The organism is Prochlorococcus marinus str. MIT 9515, from assembly GCF_000015665.1.
In the GTDB taxonomy this organism is placed as follows: Bacteria; Cyanobacteriota; Cyanobacteriia; order PCC-6307; family Cyanobiaceae; genus Prochlorococcus_A; species Prochlorococcus_A marinus_P.
Genome location: NC_008817.1, coordinates 1,604,698 through 1,620,658, shown reverse-complemented (window position 1 = coordinate 1,620,658; position 15,961 = coordinate 1,604,698). Strand labels below are relative to the sequence as shown.

The following is a 15,961-nucleotide window of genomic DNA, read 5'->3' as shown; positions in this document are numbered from 1 at the left end:
TTTTTTAAATTTGTATTTGAGAATTTAACTGATTATTTTTTTCTAAATAATCTAAAACTAATTTAGCTTTATCGATAACTTCTTTGGGAACCCCAGCTAACTTTGCAGCTTCAATACCGTAACTTTTGTTTGCCCCACCTTTTGTTATTTTATGACAAAAATATAGTTGATCCTTTTTCTGTTTAACTAATACTTGAAAATTTTCTACATTTTTATTTGTATTTTTAAGATAATTAAGTTCATGGTAATGAGTAGCAAAAATGGTATTACATACAATTTTTTTTGCAAGATATTCACTCACTGACCACGCTATGGATAATCCGTCAAAAGTAGATGTCCCTCTGCCGATCTCATCAAGTAAAACAAGAGAGTTTGATGTCGCTTGGTTTAGTATTGATGCTGTCTCTGACATTTCTACCATGAATGTTGACTGCCCGGAAGATTGATCATCTACAGCTCCAATTCTTGTAAATATTCGATCCGCAATTTGTATATTTGCTTTACTTGCAGGGATGAAACTACCAATTTGAGATAAAATTTGAATTAAACCTATTTGTCTAATAAAGCAGCTTTTTCCACTAGCATTTGGACCAGTTAATATTATTAATTTTTGCTTATTATTAAACAAAATATCATTAGATATAAATTCTTTATTAGTTAATAATTGTTCAACGATGGGATTCCGTCCTTTAATAATTTCTGTACTTTGTTGGGTCGTTGAATTTTGAATGGGTAAAAGAGTAGGTTTTATGAAATTATTCTCTAATGATGTAATGGATAAACCGAGTAATGCATCTATACACGCTATAGATTTTGCGATGGATCTAATTTTTTTTGTTTTTGAAGCTACAAGATTTCTTATCTCACAAAATAATTCATACTCTTTTGCCGCTGCCCGGTTTTTTACTTGAAATATTTTACTTTCTTTATTTTTTATTTCTGTAGTTACATATCTCTCCTCATTAGTAAGAGTTTGCCTTTTAATCCAATGGTCTGGTGCTAAATTAACTTTTGATTTGTTTATTGAAATGTAATAACCAAAGTTTTTATGAAATTGAATCTTTAAATTCGAGATTTTACTAATTTTTCTTTCTTTTAATTCTTCTTCATTTAACCAATCTGAGTAATCGTCGATTAAATTACGTAAGCCATCTAGTACATTGTCAACTCCATCATGGATAATTCCGCCTTCACTAGTATTTAAAGGGGGATTTCCTACAAGTTTGAAACTTATTAGATCTGCTAATTCTAGAAGTTCATTATCAACATTCTTTAATTGATCCGTCCAAGATGGGATTTTATACTTAAATAAATTAACAATTGACTTTAATTTAGGTAATTTTTTTAAGCCTTCAGATATTGCTATCAAATCTCTTGGACTTGCATGACCAGCGCATGCCCTTCCCGAAAGTCTCTCTAAATCGCCCATTGCTCTAAGTATATTTTGGGTATCTATTCTTAACTTTTTAGACTCTAAAAAGTTTGAAATAATATTTTGTCTTTTACAAATTTCATCAATATCTAATAATGGAGAATCTATCCATCTTCTTAAACATCTTGCGCCCATGCAGGTATATGTTTTGTCAATACTCCAAAGAAGCGAACCTGCATAATTGTTTTCTCGTTGTGTATTTTTTATTTCTAAATTTTTTTGAGTTTGATAATCAATAATTAAATGATCTTTTGGAAATTGTATTTGTGGGAAATCTAAAGAAATTCTTAGAGAAGAATCGTTCTCTAAATTGGAAGGATTGATTTTCTCTAGATAATTTAGTAGGCCACCAAGTGCTTTGGTCGCATTGTTTAAATTTTTGAGCCCTAGACCTTCTAGACTTAGAATTTGGAAATAGTTTTTTATAGTTGAACTTGCTTCATTAATACTGAAAAAAGTCTCTTGCGTAACGGTATATGTGATGTTTTCATTTTGTTCTTCTAATAAACTTTTCTCTTCATTGCTTCCAATTATGATCTCTGATGTATCTAACTTAACAAGTTCATCGAATAACTTTGGAAGTGATTTACCTTCCATTGTTAATAGCTCTCCTGTACTCACATCTGCTCTTGAAATACCCCATTCATCTAGATTTTCAGAAATATTTTTTGATAAGTGGATTGCTGTTATCCAATTATTTTTTTTCGCAACCAGCATACCTTCTTCAATTACAGTTCCAGGGGTGATTATTCTTGTTACTCCTCTTTTTAATGGTGTACCATAATTTCCAGTACTTTTTTCTAACTGATCGCAAATAACAACCGAATTATTTTTTTTAATTAACTCTGCGCAGTATCTCTCCATTGCGTGATGAGGGACCCCCGCCATAGGGATTTTCCCAATTTCTTTCCCAGCATCTTTGCTGGTTAATGTTATTTCTAATAGGTTAGATATAAGTACAGCATCTTCAAAAAAACATTCAAAAAAGTCACCTAATCTATATAACAACAATCTATCGCTGTTTTCTTCTTTTAATTTTACATAATGCTTGAGAATTGGAGTTAATTTTTCTTTTTCAACTGTTTTATAACTGAAAGATTTTTCATTAATGCAATTATCCCTGCTTTTATTATGTAACTCATTCTTGAATTTGTTAATTACATTGGTGGCATTTTTTCTTTGTCTCGGCCTTCTCTGTGACTCTTTTTTTAATTCTTCAGTCGATAAATTATCAGAAATTTTACTCGAGCTCTTTGGAAGTTTAAGTTCATTATTGATTGCAAATAATTCTTTCTGAATTATAGTTTCGTCTTGCATTTTTTTATTATTTATAAATAGATATTAGGGACTAATTTTAGTTTTGCATTTTATAACTGACTAAACGTATGTAAATTTTCTCCAAAAATATTCATTTTCGTGAGATCATAGTATCTATAATATTTCAAAAGTAAGTCTAATCATGCAGGCAGTTAATTTTTTCTTTGTAAATGCTCTTTTATTTTCTTCTCTTATTGCAGTAGTTGGAGTTCCTGTTTTATATGTAACTCAACCCTCTACTGAAGAAGGCCAGAAAGAAAGTAGAAGAAAAATATATTCTATTGCTGCAGTTTGGGTGGTTTTAGTTTTTGCTACAGGGATTGTTTCATCTTTAGTTTGAACTTAATACCTTTTCATGAGAGTCTAGTTATATAACGAAGAAAATTTAATGGCTATCTTTGAGGGATCTTTTACTACTGCTTCAAACTTGAAAGTGGGCATAGTTGTTGCAAGGTTTAATGATTTAATTACTAATAAAATATTATCTGGTTGCCTTGATTGTTTGAAAAGGCATGGTTTAGATACCTCAGAAACAAGTGAAACACTTGATATAGTCTGGGTACCTGGATCATTCGAACTACCAATAGCAGCGAAAACACTTTTGAAAAAATCAAACTACGATGTTTTAATTTCTCTTGGAGCTGTTATTAGAGGAGAAACCTCTCATTATGATGTTGTTATTTCTGAGGCAAGTAAGGGAATTGCGCAAGTTTCATATGATTATGATGTTCCAATTATTTTTGGTGTTTTAACGACTGATAGTATGCAGCAGGCTTTAGAAAGAGCTGGTATAAAAAATAATCTTGGTTGGAATTATGCTTTACAGGCAATAGAAATGGGTTCTCTAATCAAAAATTTAAATTAGTTTCAAAAAAAGTAAGATTATGTTCATTTCATTCCTTTTTTAAGATAAAATAATAGAGTTGTGCGGATGTAGCTCAGTGGTAGAGCATCTCCTTGCCAAGGAGAATGTCGAGAGTTCGAATCTCTTCATCCGCTTTTCAAAAATTATGTTAAAGACAGGTTGATATATGTCTACTGTAATAGTTGCTGGAGGTGCAGGTTATATTGGCTCTCATACTGTAAGAGAACTTCAGAATGAAGGTTTTGAACCTATCGTACTAGATAATTTAGTTTATGGTCATAGAAATATTGTCGAGGATGTCTTAGCAGTTCCTTTAGTAATTGGTCAAGTAGGCGACAAGCCACTTTTAAAAAAACTTTTTTCAGGAGAACATCCCCTAACTAGAGGTAAAGATATAAAGGGGATTATGCATTTTGCTGCTTACGCTTATGTGGGGGAATCTGTTGTTGACCCTGCTAAATACTATAAAAACAACTTAGTAGAAACAATCAGCCTCTTAGAGGCTTTGTTGGAAGATTCCAAAAAAAGAAACTCTCAACCAATCCCGATTGTTTTTAGCTCATCTTGTGCGACATATGGGATACCTCTAGAAGCCGAAATCCCCATAATTGAAAGGACTCCACAGAATCCGATCAACCCTTATGGAAGGAGTAAATTAATGATGGAGAAAATTTTAATTGATTATCACAAAGCTTATGAGCTGCCTGTATCCATACTTCGTTACTTCAATGCTGCAGGCGCGGACATTAATGGGGACATTGGTGAAGATCATAATCCAGAAACACATTTGATTCCTTTAGTACTTGAGGCTCTTTCTGATAAAGAGGGTTTTTTAAAGGTTAATGGTATTGATTATCCAACATTTGATGGCACATGTATAAGAGATTACGTACATGTAAGTGATTTAGCAAAAGCTCATGTTTTGGCTTTAAATAAAATAATGAATGATAAAAGTTTATCAATTTATAATCTTGGAAATGGTAAAGGATATTCAATAATGGAAGTTATAGATGCTTCAAAAAAAGTTACTGGGAAAGAAATTAGAATATTACAATCCAAAAGACGGCAAGGCGATCCCCCTGTACTTATTTCCTCGCCTGAAAAAGCGAAGAAGGAATTGTTATGGAAACCAGAATTCCAAGATTTAGAAAGCATCATACGGACTGCTTGGAATTGGTATCTTTTTAAGAAAAAATTTAACTCCAACAAATAAATCAATTGAACTTAAAATCTCCTATGAAAAGTAAATAGAATAAAATTATTACACCATAATAAGGTAAGTATATTTTATTGATTTAGGTTCTTATCTACCAATGATTAAATTACTAAAGAGGTTAATAAAAAAATCTCTAAGATTTATTGTCAAGCTCTTGACTAAGCCATTTATAAGGTCCGAGTTATATACATATTCTAATTATCAAAGATTGATTGATATTCAACCTAAGAAATTATCTAGGACTGATACAAACAAAATAATTTTTAAGTTTATCAAATCACATGAACCTTTTATGGTTGGAAGATTTGGTTGGACAGAGATTGATACTCTCATTCACTATGAAAATTTTCTAAAAATGAATTCACTAGAAAAATTACATGAATGGTCTTTAACTTTGAGATATCCTTTCTCTAAAAATTGTCTTTTGAATGATATTCATCGACAATCTGGGTTTTATCCAGTTACCCAAAAAAATATTGGTTTGTTTAGAGAGGAAATGATTTCTTCAATGAAGAGTGTTGATCTATTAGCCTCTTGGGTTAAAGGTGAGTCTAAATATCAAAAGTATTTGCCAAATGCGCAGGTTTGCAAATTAGATTGTATTGAACCTTATCTATCAAATAATCCTTGGTCTGAAGCCCTAGAAGGATTAAAAGTATTAGTAGTCCATCCTTTTACGGAAAGTATTTACGATCAATATAAACAAAACCGTTCTAATATTTTCAAAGATAAAAAAGTTCTTCCTAAATTCGAATTGAAATTAATAAAAGCACCTCAAACACTTCCCGGTGATAGTTATAGGTTTTCGAATTGGTTTGAAACATTAGATGCCTTAACAGAAGAAACTTGTCAAACAGATTTTGACATTGCTTTAATTGGTTGTGGAGCGTATGGCTTTCCTTTGGCTTCAAGAATTAAAAAGTTAGGAAAAAAAAGTATCCATTTAGGTGGCGCAACTCAAATAATGTTTGGAATCAAGGGTAAGAGATGGGACCAAGAACCAGTATTTATGAATTTTTATAATGAATTTTGGAAATATCCCTCTATGAATGAAAAACCAAAAGGTTACTTTGGCATTGATAGAGGTTGTTATTGGGATCCTAATAATGATCAATAGAAAAAATAAAAAAATTATTCATGTCATTAACTTATTTAAAATGTGTAAGATGAAATTGATCCTGTTTTAAATATGACAAAAACTATTTCTATAGAGGAATTAAAAGCATTATTTAATAAGCCTTATGGGCAAGATGCTCCTTCTAAACAAAAATGGGCAGAATTCTATAACGATGATATTACCTTCATTGACCCTACTCAGGAAACAAGAGGATTAGATGCATATATTGCGGCTCAAGAAAAGTTAATTAAAAGATGTGATGATATTTTTTTAGAAACTCATGCAATTTCAATCAATGAGGATTGTGGATTCATAGAGTGGACTATGGGTTTAAAGATAATGGGTAAAGAATTTATTTATCCGGGCATTACACGTTTAATATTTTCAAAAAATGGATTAATAAAAGAACATAGAGATTATTTTGATTTTTGTGGTCCTACATTTGGCCCACTACCTGTTTTAGGCCCATTCATAAGATGGCTTTATTCAAAATTTATATCTTAAATTGAAATTTGATAAAAAAATTTCTAAATTATTGAAAAACTTTTTAAAGGAAATTAATCTCAAATCTTTAGATTTATTCCTTAATAGTGAATTTCAGTGAGTACTAATTGGTTAGTCTAGTTATTTTTTTATTCAATTTTTAAAAATAAAATCTTAAGATCCCTACTTACTTTTAGGGGTTTAAGAAATGTCATACATAATTATTTGGTTTTAGAATGGCTTATAGTTTAAAAGAAATTTATATTTCGCGTACTAAAAGAGTTTGAGAGTTAACTTCTTTAAAATCAAGTTGAGAATAGAATAATTTTTTGCTCGTAGTCATTAAATAAATTTTCTTTGTATGTTTAATTTGTTTTGACTCTAAAATATTTTTCACAATCATTTTTCCGTAGCCTTTTCCTTGATGATTTTGATCGATTACTATATCCCATAAAACACCTCTGTAGATACCATCTGATAAGGCTCTCCCAAAGCCAACTGGTTGATTATTAGACCATATACTAATAATGATATCGCTGTTAGCAAGACATTTCTTCAGGTCATTAATTGTTCTATCCTTAGCCCAAAATGTATTACGATGTAAAAATTGCTTTAGTTTAAATAATCCGTTGGTGGGCTTAAGATTTGGACCTAATCCAAACAATCTCAATCCAAGAGCTCCTTTAGAATGCTTAATTAAAAATACTTTGTTCATTAATGTGAGATTATAGAATTTTGAGATAAATGTAATATCTTATTTGGGAATTTTGACTTAAATACCTTAATCGATAACTTTTAAAAAAATAAAGAGATATAAGATTTACTCATTTAGTTGTAACGTACTAATTTATAATGTTTGTAATAGGATTAATTTTTAGAGGACAAACGATCATGCTAAAACTTTTGTTGGGAGATCCAAATACACGAAAGTTAAAGCGATATCAACCAATAGTTGAAGAAATAAATTTATTAGAAGAAGAAGTATCAATACTTACTGATGACGAATTAAGAAATGAGACTCATAATCTTAAATCAAAAGTTTCATTAGAAATAAATATCAAAAGACAAAATGAAAAATTAGAAGAAATATTACCAAAAGCTTTTGCGATTGTTAGAGAAGCAAGTAAAAGAGTTTTAGAAATGCGTCATTTTGATGTCCAATTAATTGGTGGAATGGTTCTTCATGAGGGGCAAATTGCTGAGATGAAAACCGGTGAAGGTAAAACTCTTGTTGCCACTCTGCCTTGTTATCTAAATGCTTTAACTGGTAAAGGTGTACATGTGGTGACAGTTAATGATTACTTGGCTCGAAGAGACGCAGAGTGGATGGGACAAGTGCATCGTTTTTTAGGATTATCTGTAGGTTTAATTCAGCAAGACATGAGTCCTGCTGAAAGAAAAAAAAATTACGCATGTGATATAACCTATGCCACCAATTCTGAATTAGGCTTTGATTATTTGAGAGATAATATGGCTACTGAGATTGAAGAAGTAGTTCAAAGAAAATTTAATTATTGCGTGATAGATGAGGTTGATTCAATTTTAATTGATGAAGCTAGAACTCCTCTGATTATTTCTGGTCAAATTGAAAGACCTCAAGAAAAATATCAAAAAGCTGCAGAATTAGCTTTATCTCTAATTAAGGCAAAAGAGTTGAGTAAAGATGGTATTGATCCTGAGGGTGATTATGAAGTTGATGAAAAACAACGTAGTTGTATATTGACTGATCAAGGATTTGCTAAATGTGAGGAGTCACTCAAGGTTAATGATTTATATGATCCTCAAGATCCATGGGCGCATTATATTACTAATGCTTTAAAGGCTAAAGAATTATTTGTGAAGGATGTAAACTATATCATTAAGAAAGACGAAGCAGTAATAGTTGATGAATTTACAGGAAGGGTTATGCCGGGAAGGAGATGGAGTGATGGCCAACATCAAGCAATCGAAGCAAAAGAAGGTCTCAAAATTCAGCCTGAGACTCAGACATTAGCATCAATAACTTATCAGAATTTTTTCCTGCTGTATCCAGGTTTAGCTGGTATGACAGGGACTGCTAAGACTGAAGAAGTGGAATTTGAAAAAACTTATAAGTTAGAGTCAACAGTTGTTCCAACTAATCAGGTTAGGAAGAGACAAGACTGGGCTGATCAAGTCTTTAAAACAGAAATAGGAAAATGGAAAGCAGTCGCTAATGAAACAGCAGAAATACATAGGAATGGCAGACCTGTTTTAGTGGGTACAACAAGTGTCGAGAAAAGTGAGTTATTAAGTTCGCTTTTATTTGAACAGCAAATCCCTCATAATTTACTAAATGCGAAGCCAGAAAATGTTGAACGTGAGGCAGAAATCGTAGCTCAGGCAGGAAGATCAGGCGCTGTAACCATTGCTACAAATATGGCTGGAAGAGGTACTGATATTATTCTTGGTGGTAATAGTGATTATATGGCAAGGTTAAAATTAAAAGAAACTTTAATGCCATTACTTGTTAAACCAGATAATGAGCATAAGCCACCGATACCCCAACAAAGAAGTTCAAAAGCTGGTGGAGGTTTTGCTTCAAAGAGTGAGTCAATTTCAAATAAGAATAGTAAAAGTAGCGGAGCCAGTCTTTTCCCATGTCAGTTAGGAGAAGATACGACAAGAAAATTATCTTTATTATCTAATGAACTTGTTAAGAGTTGGGGAGAGAGAACTTTAACTATTTTGGAATTAGACGATAGAATTGCTACTGCTGCTGAAAAGGCACCTACTGAGGATAAACTCATACAATCTCTTAGAGATGCTTTGTCAGATGTAAAAAATGAATATGAAAAGGTATTAGTTCATGAAGAGGAAAATGTAAGAAAAGCTGGAGGTCTTCATGTTATTGGAACTGAAAGACACGAATCAAGAAGAGTTGATAATCAACTTAGAGGAAGAGCAGGGAGACAAGGAGATCTAGGAAGTACTAGATTCTTTTTATCCTTGGAAGATAATTTATTAAGGATATTTGGGGGTGACAGGGTAGCAAATTTAATGAATGCTTTTAGGGTAGATGAAGATATGCCTATTGAGTCAGGAATGCTTACTAGATCTTTAGAAAGTGCTCAAAAGAAGGTTGAAACTTATTATTATGATATTAGAAAACAAGTGTTTGAATATGATGAGGTAATGAATAACCAAAGAAAAGCAGTTTATAATGAGAGATTACGAGTTTTAAAAGGTAGTGATTTGAAGAAACAAGTTTTAGGATATGGAGATAGAACAATGGAAGAAATTGTAGAAGCTTATATAAATCCTGATTTACCTCCAGAAGAATGGGATATTGAGCAATTGATTTCTAAAGTAAAAGAATTTATTTATTTATTAAATAATCTCAAATCAACTGATGTTAGTGTTCTATCAGTTGAAGAATTAAAAAATTATCTTCAAGAGCAATTACGTATCGCATACGATTTGAAGGAAGCTCAAATAGAGCAATTTCGTCCAGGTTTAATGAGAGAAGCTGAGAGGTTTTTTATTCTTCAACAAATTGATAATTTATGGAGAGAACATCTTCAATCGATGGATTCTTTAAGAGAATCTGTAGGATTAAGAGGTTATGGTCAGAAGGATCCTTTAATTGAATATAAAAATGAAGGTTATGATATGTTTCTTGAAATGATGACAAATATGAGAAGGAATGTTATTTATTCAATGTTTATGTTTCAACCGCAAAGTGAAAAAGAAACTAAGAGTTGAAATTAATTTAATTATCTCCTAAGAATTCTATTATTTCTTTGTCTTTTATATTTTGTGCATCACCGATTTTTGTAATATCCATAGATTCTGTTTTCACTAAAGTTCTTAAGGTTTTATTTAATCTAAGAACTTGATTCTCGAGTTGATCAATTCTATCCATTAAGTTTTTAATGACACTGGCTTCAGCATCTGGTAACGCAGAGTGTGCTAGTGGATTAACTTTGACACCACTTTGATGAACTACTCTTCCAGGGATGCCAACAACAGTACTATTTTCTTCTACATTACGAACAACAACAGAACCTGCCCCAATGCGAGTATTAGGCCCAACTATTATTGAACCGAGGACTTTTGCTCCTGCTCCTACTACTACATTTTCCATTAAAGTTGGGTGTCTTTTCCCATGACTTTTGCCAGTGCCCCCTAAAGTAACTCCTTGATAAAGTAAGCAATTGTTGCCAATTTCAGCTGTTTCACCAATCACAACTCCCATCCCATGATCTATAAAAACTTTTTTCCCTATTTTTGCACCTGGATGTATTTCTATTCCAGTAAATAATCTATTCAAGTGACTTAATATTCTAGGAATTAAAGGTACTTTTAATAGCCATAATTTATGAGTTAATCTATGCATTACAATTGATTGGAAACCAGGATAGCAAAGGAAAATCTCTAAAATACCTCTTGCTGCTGGATCTCTTTCTCTTATTATTTCAATGTCCGATCTAAAATTTCTCAACATAGTTAATTAATCACTCCTATTTCTGTTTTTAATTGATTTATTGTTTCGATACTTAAGTAATTTTTTGCACATATAATTTGTGGCATTCTCATTAGTTGGGAACGGTTTTTGATAAGAGCATTTTCAACAACCGATAAACTAGGTCCGTCGCAGACTACATAATTTGAAGATTTTAAAAGAGTAAGTAATTTACTGCTGTTATCCGAAATAGCTGTCATAAGTACTATGTCACTTCCTCTCATACTGTGTATGATAATTTCTGCTGCTCTTAATAGTCCAGGACTAATGCTCACAATGCCAACACAACTACCAAGTTGTAATTCTTTTATTATCTTTAATTCTTTCTGAAAGTCGCTCAAATCAACTGCTATGGCTCTTACTCTATATTTTTTTGCTAGTTTTTCTAAAGGCTGCAAAAAATATCTACTTGTAACAATTGTTCCATTATTTGAGTTGCAAAGAACTTTTTCTAATTCCTCCATGGGAATAACTTCAACTGGGACATTGATTTTTGGAGAGAGGTCTTCTGCAATTAACATGGAGGCACCTATATCTTCCCTTGGAGTACTTACTAATATTCTTGACCCACATTTTATACGCCAATCAATTTCGTAAGTTAAAAAATTTCGTGTTTCTTGCAGAGTGCACCCAAGTTTTATTAATTTATCAATTGCTTTTTTTGCTTCTTGATCAGGAGCTCGATTAGAGTTGTTTTTTGAATTAAAAGATTTTTTAAAATCACTTTTTTTAAGGTTGTCTCTTACATAAATACCTGAACCTGCTATAGCTTCAACAACACCATCCATCTCGAGTTGTCTGTAAACTTTACTGATAGTATTACGATGAAGCCCTGTTTGCATCGCTAATTGTCTAGTACTTGGCAAACGGTGTCCAGGAGGATAATATCTGGCTGCAATTGCAAAGCAAATCTGATTGTATAACTGTATCGAAGCCGGAATATCAATTTCTTGTTGAATATGGAATCTCACTTTAGAAAATACCTAATTTAGTTCTTAAATTACCTTAGGTGGCACTTTAACATCTGTCATAATCTTTGGGTGAATTTCTTGTAGATTAATTATTTTCTTTTGCATCTTCTTCTTTTTTAATTAAAGGTGTTTTTCGGGGACTTAAAAACATAATCATGTTTCTACCTTCTCTTTTTGGCCTTTGTTGAACCTCTGATTGCTCTTCTAAATCATTAGCCATTCTTAAAAGAAGTGTTTCGGCTAAATTTGAGTGTTGAATTTCTCTGCCTCTAAAAATTACAGTACATTTGACTTTATCGCCTGCTTTTAAAAATCTAACAGCTTGCCCTATTCTTACGTCATAGTCATGCTTATCAATCTTATATCTCATTTTTACTTCTTTAACTTCAGTTTGGTGAGATTTTTTTCTTGCTTCTTTTGCTTTCTTTTCTTGCTCAAATTTATATTTTCCGTAATCCATAATCCTACAAACAGGTGGATTAGCTTTTTCGCTGACTAAAACTAGGTCTAGCTCTCTCTGATTAGCAATTTCTAATGCTTTGATTCTATCTATTACTCCTAATTGTTTTCCATCTGAATCAACAACTCTTAATTGAGGGTATTTTATTCTTTCGTTAATATTTGGGAGCTCTCTAACGGGAGCTCGGCGATCAAAGCGTGGACGTGGTGGCATTCAGTTTCTTAAAATGATTTTTTGATGATGAACATGATCTAATACTTTATAAAGTTAACCTAAAGCATACTCTATCTTAATTATTGCATCTTTTAGTAGGTTTTTGTTGTTAAGCCATATTGCATTGTTCTTATTACGGAACCATGTTTTTTGTCTTTTAGCAAATTGGATTGTTTTAGTTGTTGTTAATTCAATAGCTTCTTCAATTGTTAAATTTTCTTTGATTACATTTTTTGCCTCTTTATATCCAATCGTTTCTAGTAAAGGCAAAGTCGATCCATATTGATTAATGATATTTTTGGTCTCCTCTATAATTCCAAATTCAAACATGTTTTTTGTTCTTTTGAAAATTCTTTCCTTTAAATCTACTCTATTTATACCCAATTCTAAGATTCTCCATGGAGGAGGGTTTTGGAATCTTTGAGATGACATTCTTTTACCAGTTACATAAAAGACTTCTAAACCTCTTATGGTTCTTATTTGATCGGCATAATTAATTGTTTTTGTTAATTCAGGGTCACAAACTTTTAGAAGTTCCCAACATTTTTCTTGACCTAATTTTTCGAATTGGGACCTCAGAAAACTTTGAGGAGGAACATCTGGTGCAAAAAATCCCTTTATTATTGAATTCATATATAATCCGCTACCACCAACTAGAAAGGGTGTTTTTTTCTGATTTAATTCTCGATTTATTGATTTTGTGGCAATTTCTTGAAATTGCTTTGCATTTACTTTTACTGAGGGATCTTCAACATCTATTAAAAAATGCTTTATAGCTCTTTGTTGAACTTTCGTTGGTTTAGCTGTGCCGATGTCCATAAATCTATAAATTTGTCTAGAATCTACATTGTGTATATGGATATTAAAATATTTAGCGATATCTATTGCTAGCTCAGTTTTGCCACTTGCTGTCGGCCCGATTAAAACTATTACTAGTGGTTTTGAAGGAAGCATGTGTGACTCTTGAAAAGAAATAATTGATTCATATAATTAAAGTGATTAAATTTTGCATTTACTTCAAGCCTTTCTCTTATACCGATGGTAAATTTAATGAAAGGCCTTTTAAAAATAACATTTTAAAAGTTTTATTATTTATTCTTATATTAAATGAGTGAGGAAAAAAGATCTAATAAAATCTCTAATGATTATGGTGCTGAACAGATACAGGTCTTAGAGGGGTTAGAACCTGTTCGTAAAAGACCAGGTATGTACATAGGTTCGACCGGTCCAAGGGGGTTGCATCATTTAGTATATGAAGTAGTAGATAATTCAGTAGATGAAGCACTAGCTGGGCATTGTGATCAAATTGAAATAGTTCTCAAAGATGATGGATCAGCTTCCATTTCTGATAATGGAAGGGGTATCCCTACCGATATACATCCAAGAACTGGAAAGAGCGCTCTAGAAACTGTGCTTACTGTTCTTCATGCAGGGGGTAAATTTGGCAGTGGTGGATATAAAGTTTCCGGTGGTTTACATGGTGTTGGTATTTCTGTGGTTAATGCTTTAAGTGAGTGGGTTAATGTTACTGTCTTTAGAGAAGGAAGTGAGTTTACTCAAAGATTCGAGAGAGGTATAACAAAAGGGGAATTAAAAACTCAGAAGCAGCAGAATAAATCTTTAAGAAAAGGTACGATAATTTGTTTTAAGCCAGATACAACTATTTTTACTGATGGGATTGAATTTGATTATGCTCTTTTATCTTCAAGATTACGAGAATTAGCTTATCTTAACGGCGGCGTCAAAATTATATTTATAGATGAGAGACAAAAATTACCAGATGGTTCTTTCAAAGAAGAAATTTACTTATATGATGGTGGCATTAAAGAGTATGTTCAATATATCAATAAAGAAAAGGAATCGATTCATTCAGAGATTATTTATGTTGACTCTCAAAAAGATAATGTTTATGTAGAGGCAGCTCTTCAATGGTGTTCAGATGTATATTCAGATAACATTTTAGGATTTGCAAATAATATCAGAACTATTGACGGAGGCACACATATAGAAGGTTTAAAAACAGTATTGACAAGAACCTTTAATGCCATTGCTAAAAAAAGAGGTAAACGAAAGGAAGTTGACAAAAATTTATCAGGAGAAAATATCAGAGAAGGGTTGACTGTCGTGTTATCTGTAAAAGTTCCAGATCCAGAATTTGAAGGACAAACTAAGACAAAATTGGGAAACACTGAAGTAAGAGGAATAGTGGATTCGCTCATAGGCGAATCACTAACAAAATATATGGAATTCAATCCTAATGTTTTCGATTTGATTTTAGAAAAAGCAATTCAATCTTTTAATGCAGCAGAGGCAGCGAAACGAGCAAGGGATTTAGTAAGGAGAAAAAGTGTTCTTGAGAGCTCTACTTTGCCTGGTAAATTGGCAGATTGTAGCTCAAGAGATCCTTCAGGCTCAGAGATTTATATAGTTGAGGGTGATTCTGCTGGAGGTTCAGCTAAACAAGGAAGAGATAGAAAATTCCAAGCAATTTTGCCTTTGAGAGGCAAAATATTAAATATTGAAAAAACTGATGATACTAAAATATATAAAAATACAGAAATTCAATCACTAATAACTGCTTTGGGCCTTGGCATTAAGGGTGAAGAGTTTGATGTAAATTCTCTAAGATATCATCGTGTTGTGATAATGACTGATGCTGATGTCGACGGAGCTCATATAAGAACACTTCTACTAACGTTTTTTTATAGATATCAAAGAGAACTGGTTGAAAAAGGTTTCATATATATTGCCTGTCCGCCATTATATAAAGTGGAAAGGGGTAAAAATCATAAATATTGTTATAACGAAGGTCAATTGAAAAAAACCATTGAAGACTTTGGAGAAAAAGCTAACTACAATATCCAAAGATTTAAAGGATTAGGTGAGATGATGCCAAAACAATTATGGGATACAACCATGAATCCTGAGACAAGAATGATGAAAAAAGTAGAAATAGAAGATGCTTTAGAAGCAGATCGAATATTTAATATTCTAATGGGAGATAAAGTAGCACCAAGAAGAGAATTTATAGAAACTCATAGTGCCAATCTAGATATAGCAACATTAGATATATGATAAAAAATATGATAAAAAATATTTGTTTAATAGGATTTGCTTTAATTGGCCCCATAACTCTTCCTGCAGGGGGAATTCAAAGGAATTTAAATGAATATAATGTTCTTAATAATTCAAAAGAAATAATATTGAATGGAAGTTGTTCACTTTATTCTTATCCGAGAACTCATGCTAAAAAATTAATGGTTCTAAACTCTGGCGAATCATTATCAATTTTACGTAAATGGGTTGTCAATGAGAGAGATGTTTGGGCAAGAGTAGAATTGGCAACAAATCGATTTATAGATCACCCTAACAAGACTACAAAAGGTTGGATAAAAATGTAGATT

14 protein-coding genes and 1 tRNA gene are annotated in these 15,961 nt (G+C 32.0%); 9 read left to right on the top strand and 6 right to left on the bottom strand.

Annotated elements, in window-relative coordinates; genetic code table 11:
* Positions 1–4: 4 nt before the first annotated feature.
* Positions 5–2,749, bottom strand: a complete 2,745-nt coding sequence (gene mutS, locus P9515_RS08810) for a DNA mismatch repair protein MutS (protein ID WP_011821127.1) — start codon at positions 2,747–2,749, stop codon at positions 5–7.
* Between the two features lie 142 nt (positions 2,750–2,891).
* On the opposite strand from mutS, the gene psbZ reads away from it, so the two are divergent.
* From psbZ to P9515_RS08780, 6 genes are all read left to right on the top strand, one after another.
* Positions 2,892–3,089: a photosystem II reaction center protein PsbZ gene (psbZ, locus tag P9515_RS08805; protein WP_011821126.1), complete on the top strand. Its 198-nt coding sequence runs from the start codon at positions 2,892–2,894 to the stop codon at positions 3,087–3,089.
* Positions 3,090–3,137: 48 nt separating this feature from the next.
* The gene (ribH, locus tag P9515_RS08800; protein ID WP_011821125.1) at positions 3,138–3,614 is read left to right on the top strand and encodes a 6,7-dimethyl-8-ribityllumazine synthase; all 477 of its coding nucleotides are present in this window, start codon (positions 3,138–3,140) and stop codon (positions 3,612–3,614) included.
* A 62-nt stretch (positions 3,615–3,676) separates the two neighbouring features.
* Positions 3,677–3,748 (top strand) — tRNA-Gly (locus P9515_RS08795).
* Between the two features lie 32 nt (positions 3,749–3,780).
* Positions 3,781–4,827, top strand: coding sequence for a UDP-glucose 4-epimerase GalE (gene galE / locus P9515_RS08790; RefSeq protein WP_011821124.1), 1,047 nt, complete (start codon positions 3,781–3,783; stop codon positions 4,825–4,827).
* Positions 4,828–4,984: 157 nt separating this feature from the next.
* On the top strand, positions 4,985–5,947 hold the full coding sequence (locus P9515_RS08785) for a hypothetical protein (protein ID WP_041710802.1): 963 nt from the start codon (positions 4,985–4,987) through the stop codon (positions 5,945–5,947).
* Positions 5,948–6,019: 72 nt separating this feature from the next.
* Positions 6,020–6,451: a nuclear transport factor 2 family protein gene (locus tag P9515_RS08780; RefSeq protein ID WP_011821122.1), complete on the top strand. Its 432-nt coding sequence runs from the start codon at positions 6,020–6,022 to the stop codon at positions 6,449–6,451.
* Positions 6,452–6,689: 238 nt separating this feature from the next.
* On the opposite strand, the gene P9515_RS08775 is transcribed toward P9515_RS08780, so the two are convergent.
* The gene (locus P9515_RS08775; protein WP_011821121.1) at positions 6,690–7,145 is read right to left on the bottom strand and encodes a GNAT family N-acetyltransferase; all 456 of its coding nucleotides are present in this window, start codon (positions 7,143–7,145) and stop codon (positions 6,690–6,692) included.
* A gap of 176 nt (positions 7,146–7,321) precedes the next feature.
* Here P9515_RS08775 and secA point away from each other — a divergent pair, with 176 nt between their 5' ends.
* The gene (secA, locus tag P9515_RS08770; RefSeq protein ID WP_011821120.1) at positions 7,322–10,153 is read left to right on the top strand and encodes a preprotein translocase subunit SecA; all 2,832 of its coding nucleotides are present in this window, start codon (positions 7,322–7,324) and stop codon (positions 10,151–10,153) included.
* Between the two features lie 7 nt (positions 10,154–10,160).
* Here secA and cysE read toward each other — a convergent pair whose 3' ends face one another.
* The 4 genes from cysE to miaA form a co-directional block, all read right to left on the bottom strand.
* On the bottom strand, positions 10,161–10,895 hold the full coding sequence (gene cysE / locus P9515_RS08765) for a serine O-acetyltransferase (RefSeq protein ID WP_011821119.1): 735 nt from the start codon (positions 10,893–10,895) through the stop codon (positions 10,161–10,163).
* A 2-nt stretch (positions 10,896–10,897) separates the two neighbouring features.
* Positions 10,898–11,884, bottom strand: coding sequence for a GntR family transcriptional regulator (locus P9515_RS08760; protein WP_011821118.1), 987 nt, complete (start codon positions 11,882–11,884; stop codon positions 10,898–10,900).
* An 85-nt stretch (positions 11,885–11,969) separates the two neighbouring features.
* On the bottom strand, positions 11,970–12,557 hold the full coding sequence (gene infC, locus P9515_RS08755; protein WP_011821117.1) for a translation initiation factor IF-3: 588 nt from the start codon (positions 12,555–12,557) through the stop codon (positions 11,970–11,972).
* A gap of 54 nt (positions 12,558–12,611) precedes the next feature.
* Positions 12,612–13,511, bottom strand: a complete 900-nt coding sequence (gene miaA / locus P9515_RS08750; RefSeq protein ID WP_011821116.1) for a tRNA (adenosine(37)-N6)-dimethylallyltransferase MiaA — start codon at positions 13,509–13,511, stop codon at positions 12,612–12,614.
* 153 nt (positions 13,512–13,664) lie between these two features.
* On the opposite strand from miaA, the gene gyrB reads away from it, so the two are divergent.
* Together gyrB and P9515_RS08740 are read left to right on the top strand one after the other, a co-directional pair.
* Positions 13,665–15,632, top strand: a complete 1,968-nt coding sequence (gene gyrB, locus P9515_RS08745) for a DNA topoisomerase (ATP-hydrolyzing) subunit B (RefSeq protein WP_011821115.1) — start codon at positions 13,665–13,667, stop codon at positions 15,630–15,632.
* Positions 15,629–15,958 carry a hypothetical protein gene (locus P9515_RS08740; protein ID WP_011821114.1) on the top strand — a complete coding sequence of 110 codons (330 nt, stop codon included), beginning with the start codon at positions 15,629–15,631 and terminating at the stop codon, positions 15,956–15,958. The genes gyrB and P9515_RS08740 overlap by 4 nt, the downstream gene beginning before the upstream one ends.
* Positions 15,959–15,961 lie beyond the last annotated feature (3 nt).

Bases quoted from the DNA above. Each gene is read 5' to 3' on its own strand.
- P9515_RS08740 (WP_011821114.1), top strand. From the start codon at position 15,629: ATGATAAAAAATATGATAAAAAATATTTGTTTAATAGGATTTGCTTTA.
- P9515_RS08780 (WP_011821122.1), top strand. From the start codon at position 6,020: ATGACAAAAACTATTTCTATAGAGGAATTAAAAGCATTATTTAATAAG.
- galE (WP_011821124.1), top strand. From the start codon at position 3,781: ATGTCTACTGTAATAGTTGCTGGAGGTGCAGGTTATATTGGCTCTCAT.
- mutS (WP_011821127.1), bottom strand. From the start codon at position 2,749: ATGCAAGACGAAACTATAATTCAGAAAGAATTATTTGCAATCAATAAT.
- secA (WP_011821120.1), top strand. From the start codon at position 7,322: ATGCTAAAACTTTTGTTGGGAGATCCAAATACACGAAAGTTAAAGCGA.
- infC (WP_011821117.1), bottom strand. From the start codon at position 12,557: ATGCCACCACGTCCACGCTTTGATCGCCGAGCTCCCGTTAGAGAGCTC.
- ribH (WP_011821125.1), top strand. From the start codon at position 3,138: ATGGCTATCTTTGAGGGATCTTTTACTACTGCTTCAAACTTGAAAGTG.
- gyrB (WP_011821115.1), top strand. From the start codon at position 13,665: ATGAGTGAGGAAAAAAGATCTAATAAAATCTCTAATGATTATGGTGCT.
- psbZ (WP_011821126.1), top strand. From the start codon at position 2,892: ATGCAGGCAGTTAATTTTTTCTTTGTAAATGCTCTTTTATTTTCTTCT.
- P9515_RS08775 (WP_011821121.1), bottom strand. From the start codon at position 7,145: ATGAACAAAGTATTTTTAATTAAGCATTCTAAAGGAGCTCTTGGATTG.
- miaA (WP_011821116.1), bottom strand. From the start codon at position 13,511: ATGCTTCCTTCAAAACCACTAGTAATAGTTTTAATCGGGCCGACAGCA.
- cysE (WP_011821119.1), bottom strand. From the start codon at position 10,895: ATGTTGAGAAATTTTAGATCGGACATTGAAATAATAAGAGAAAGAGAT.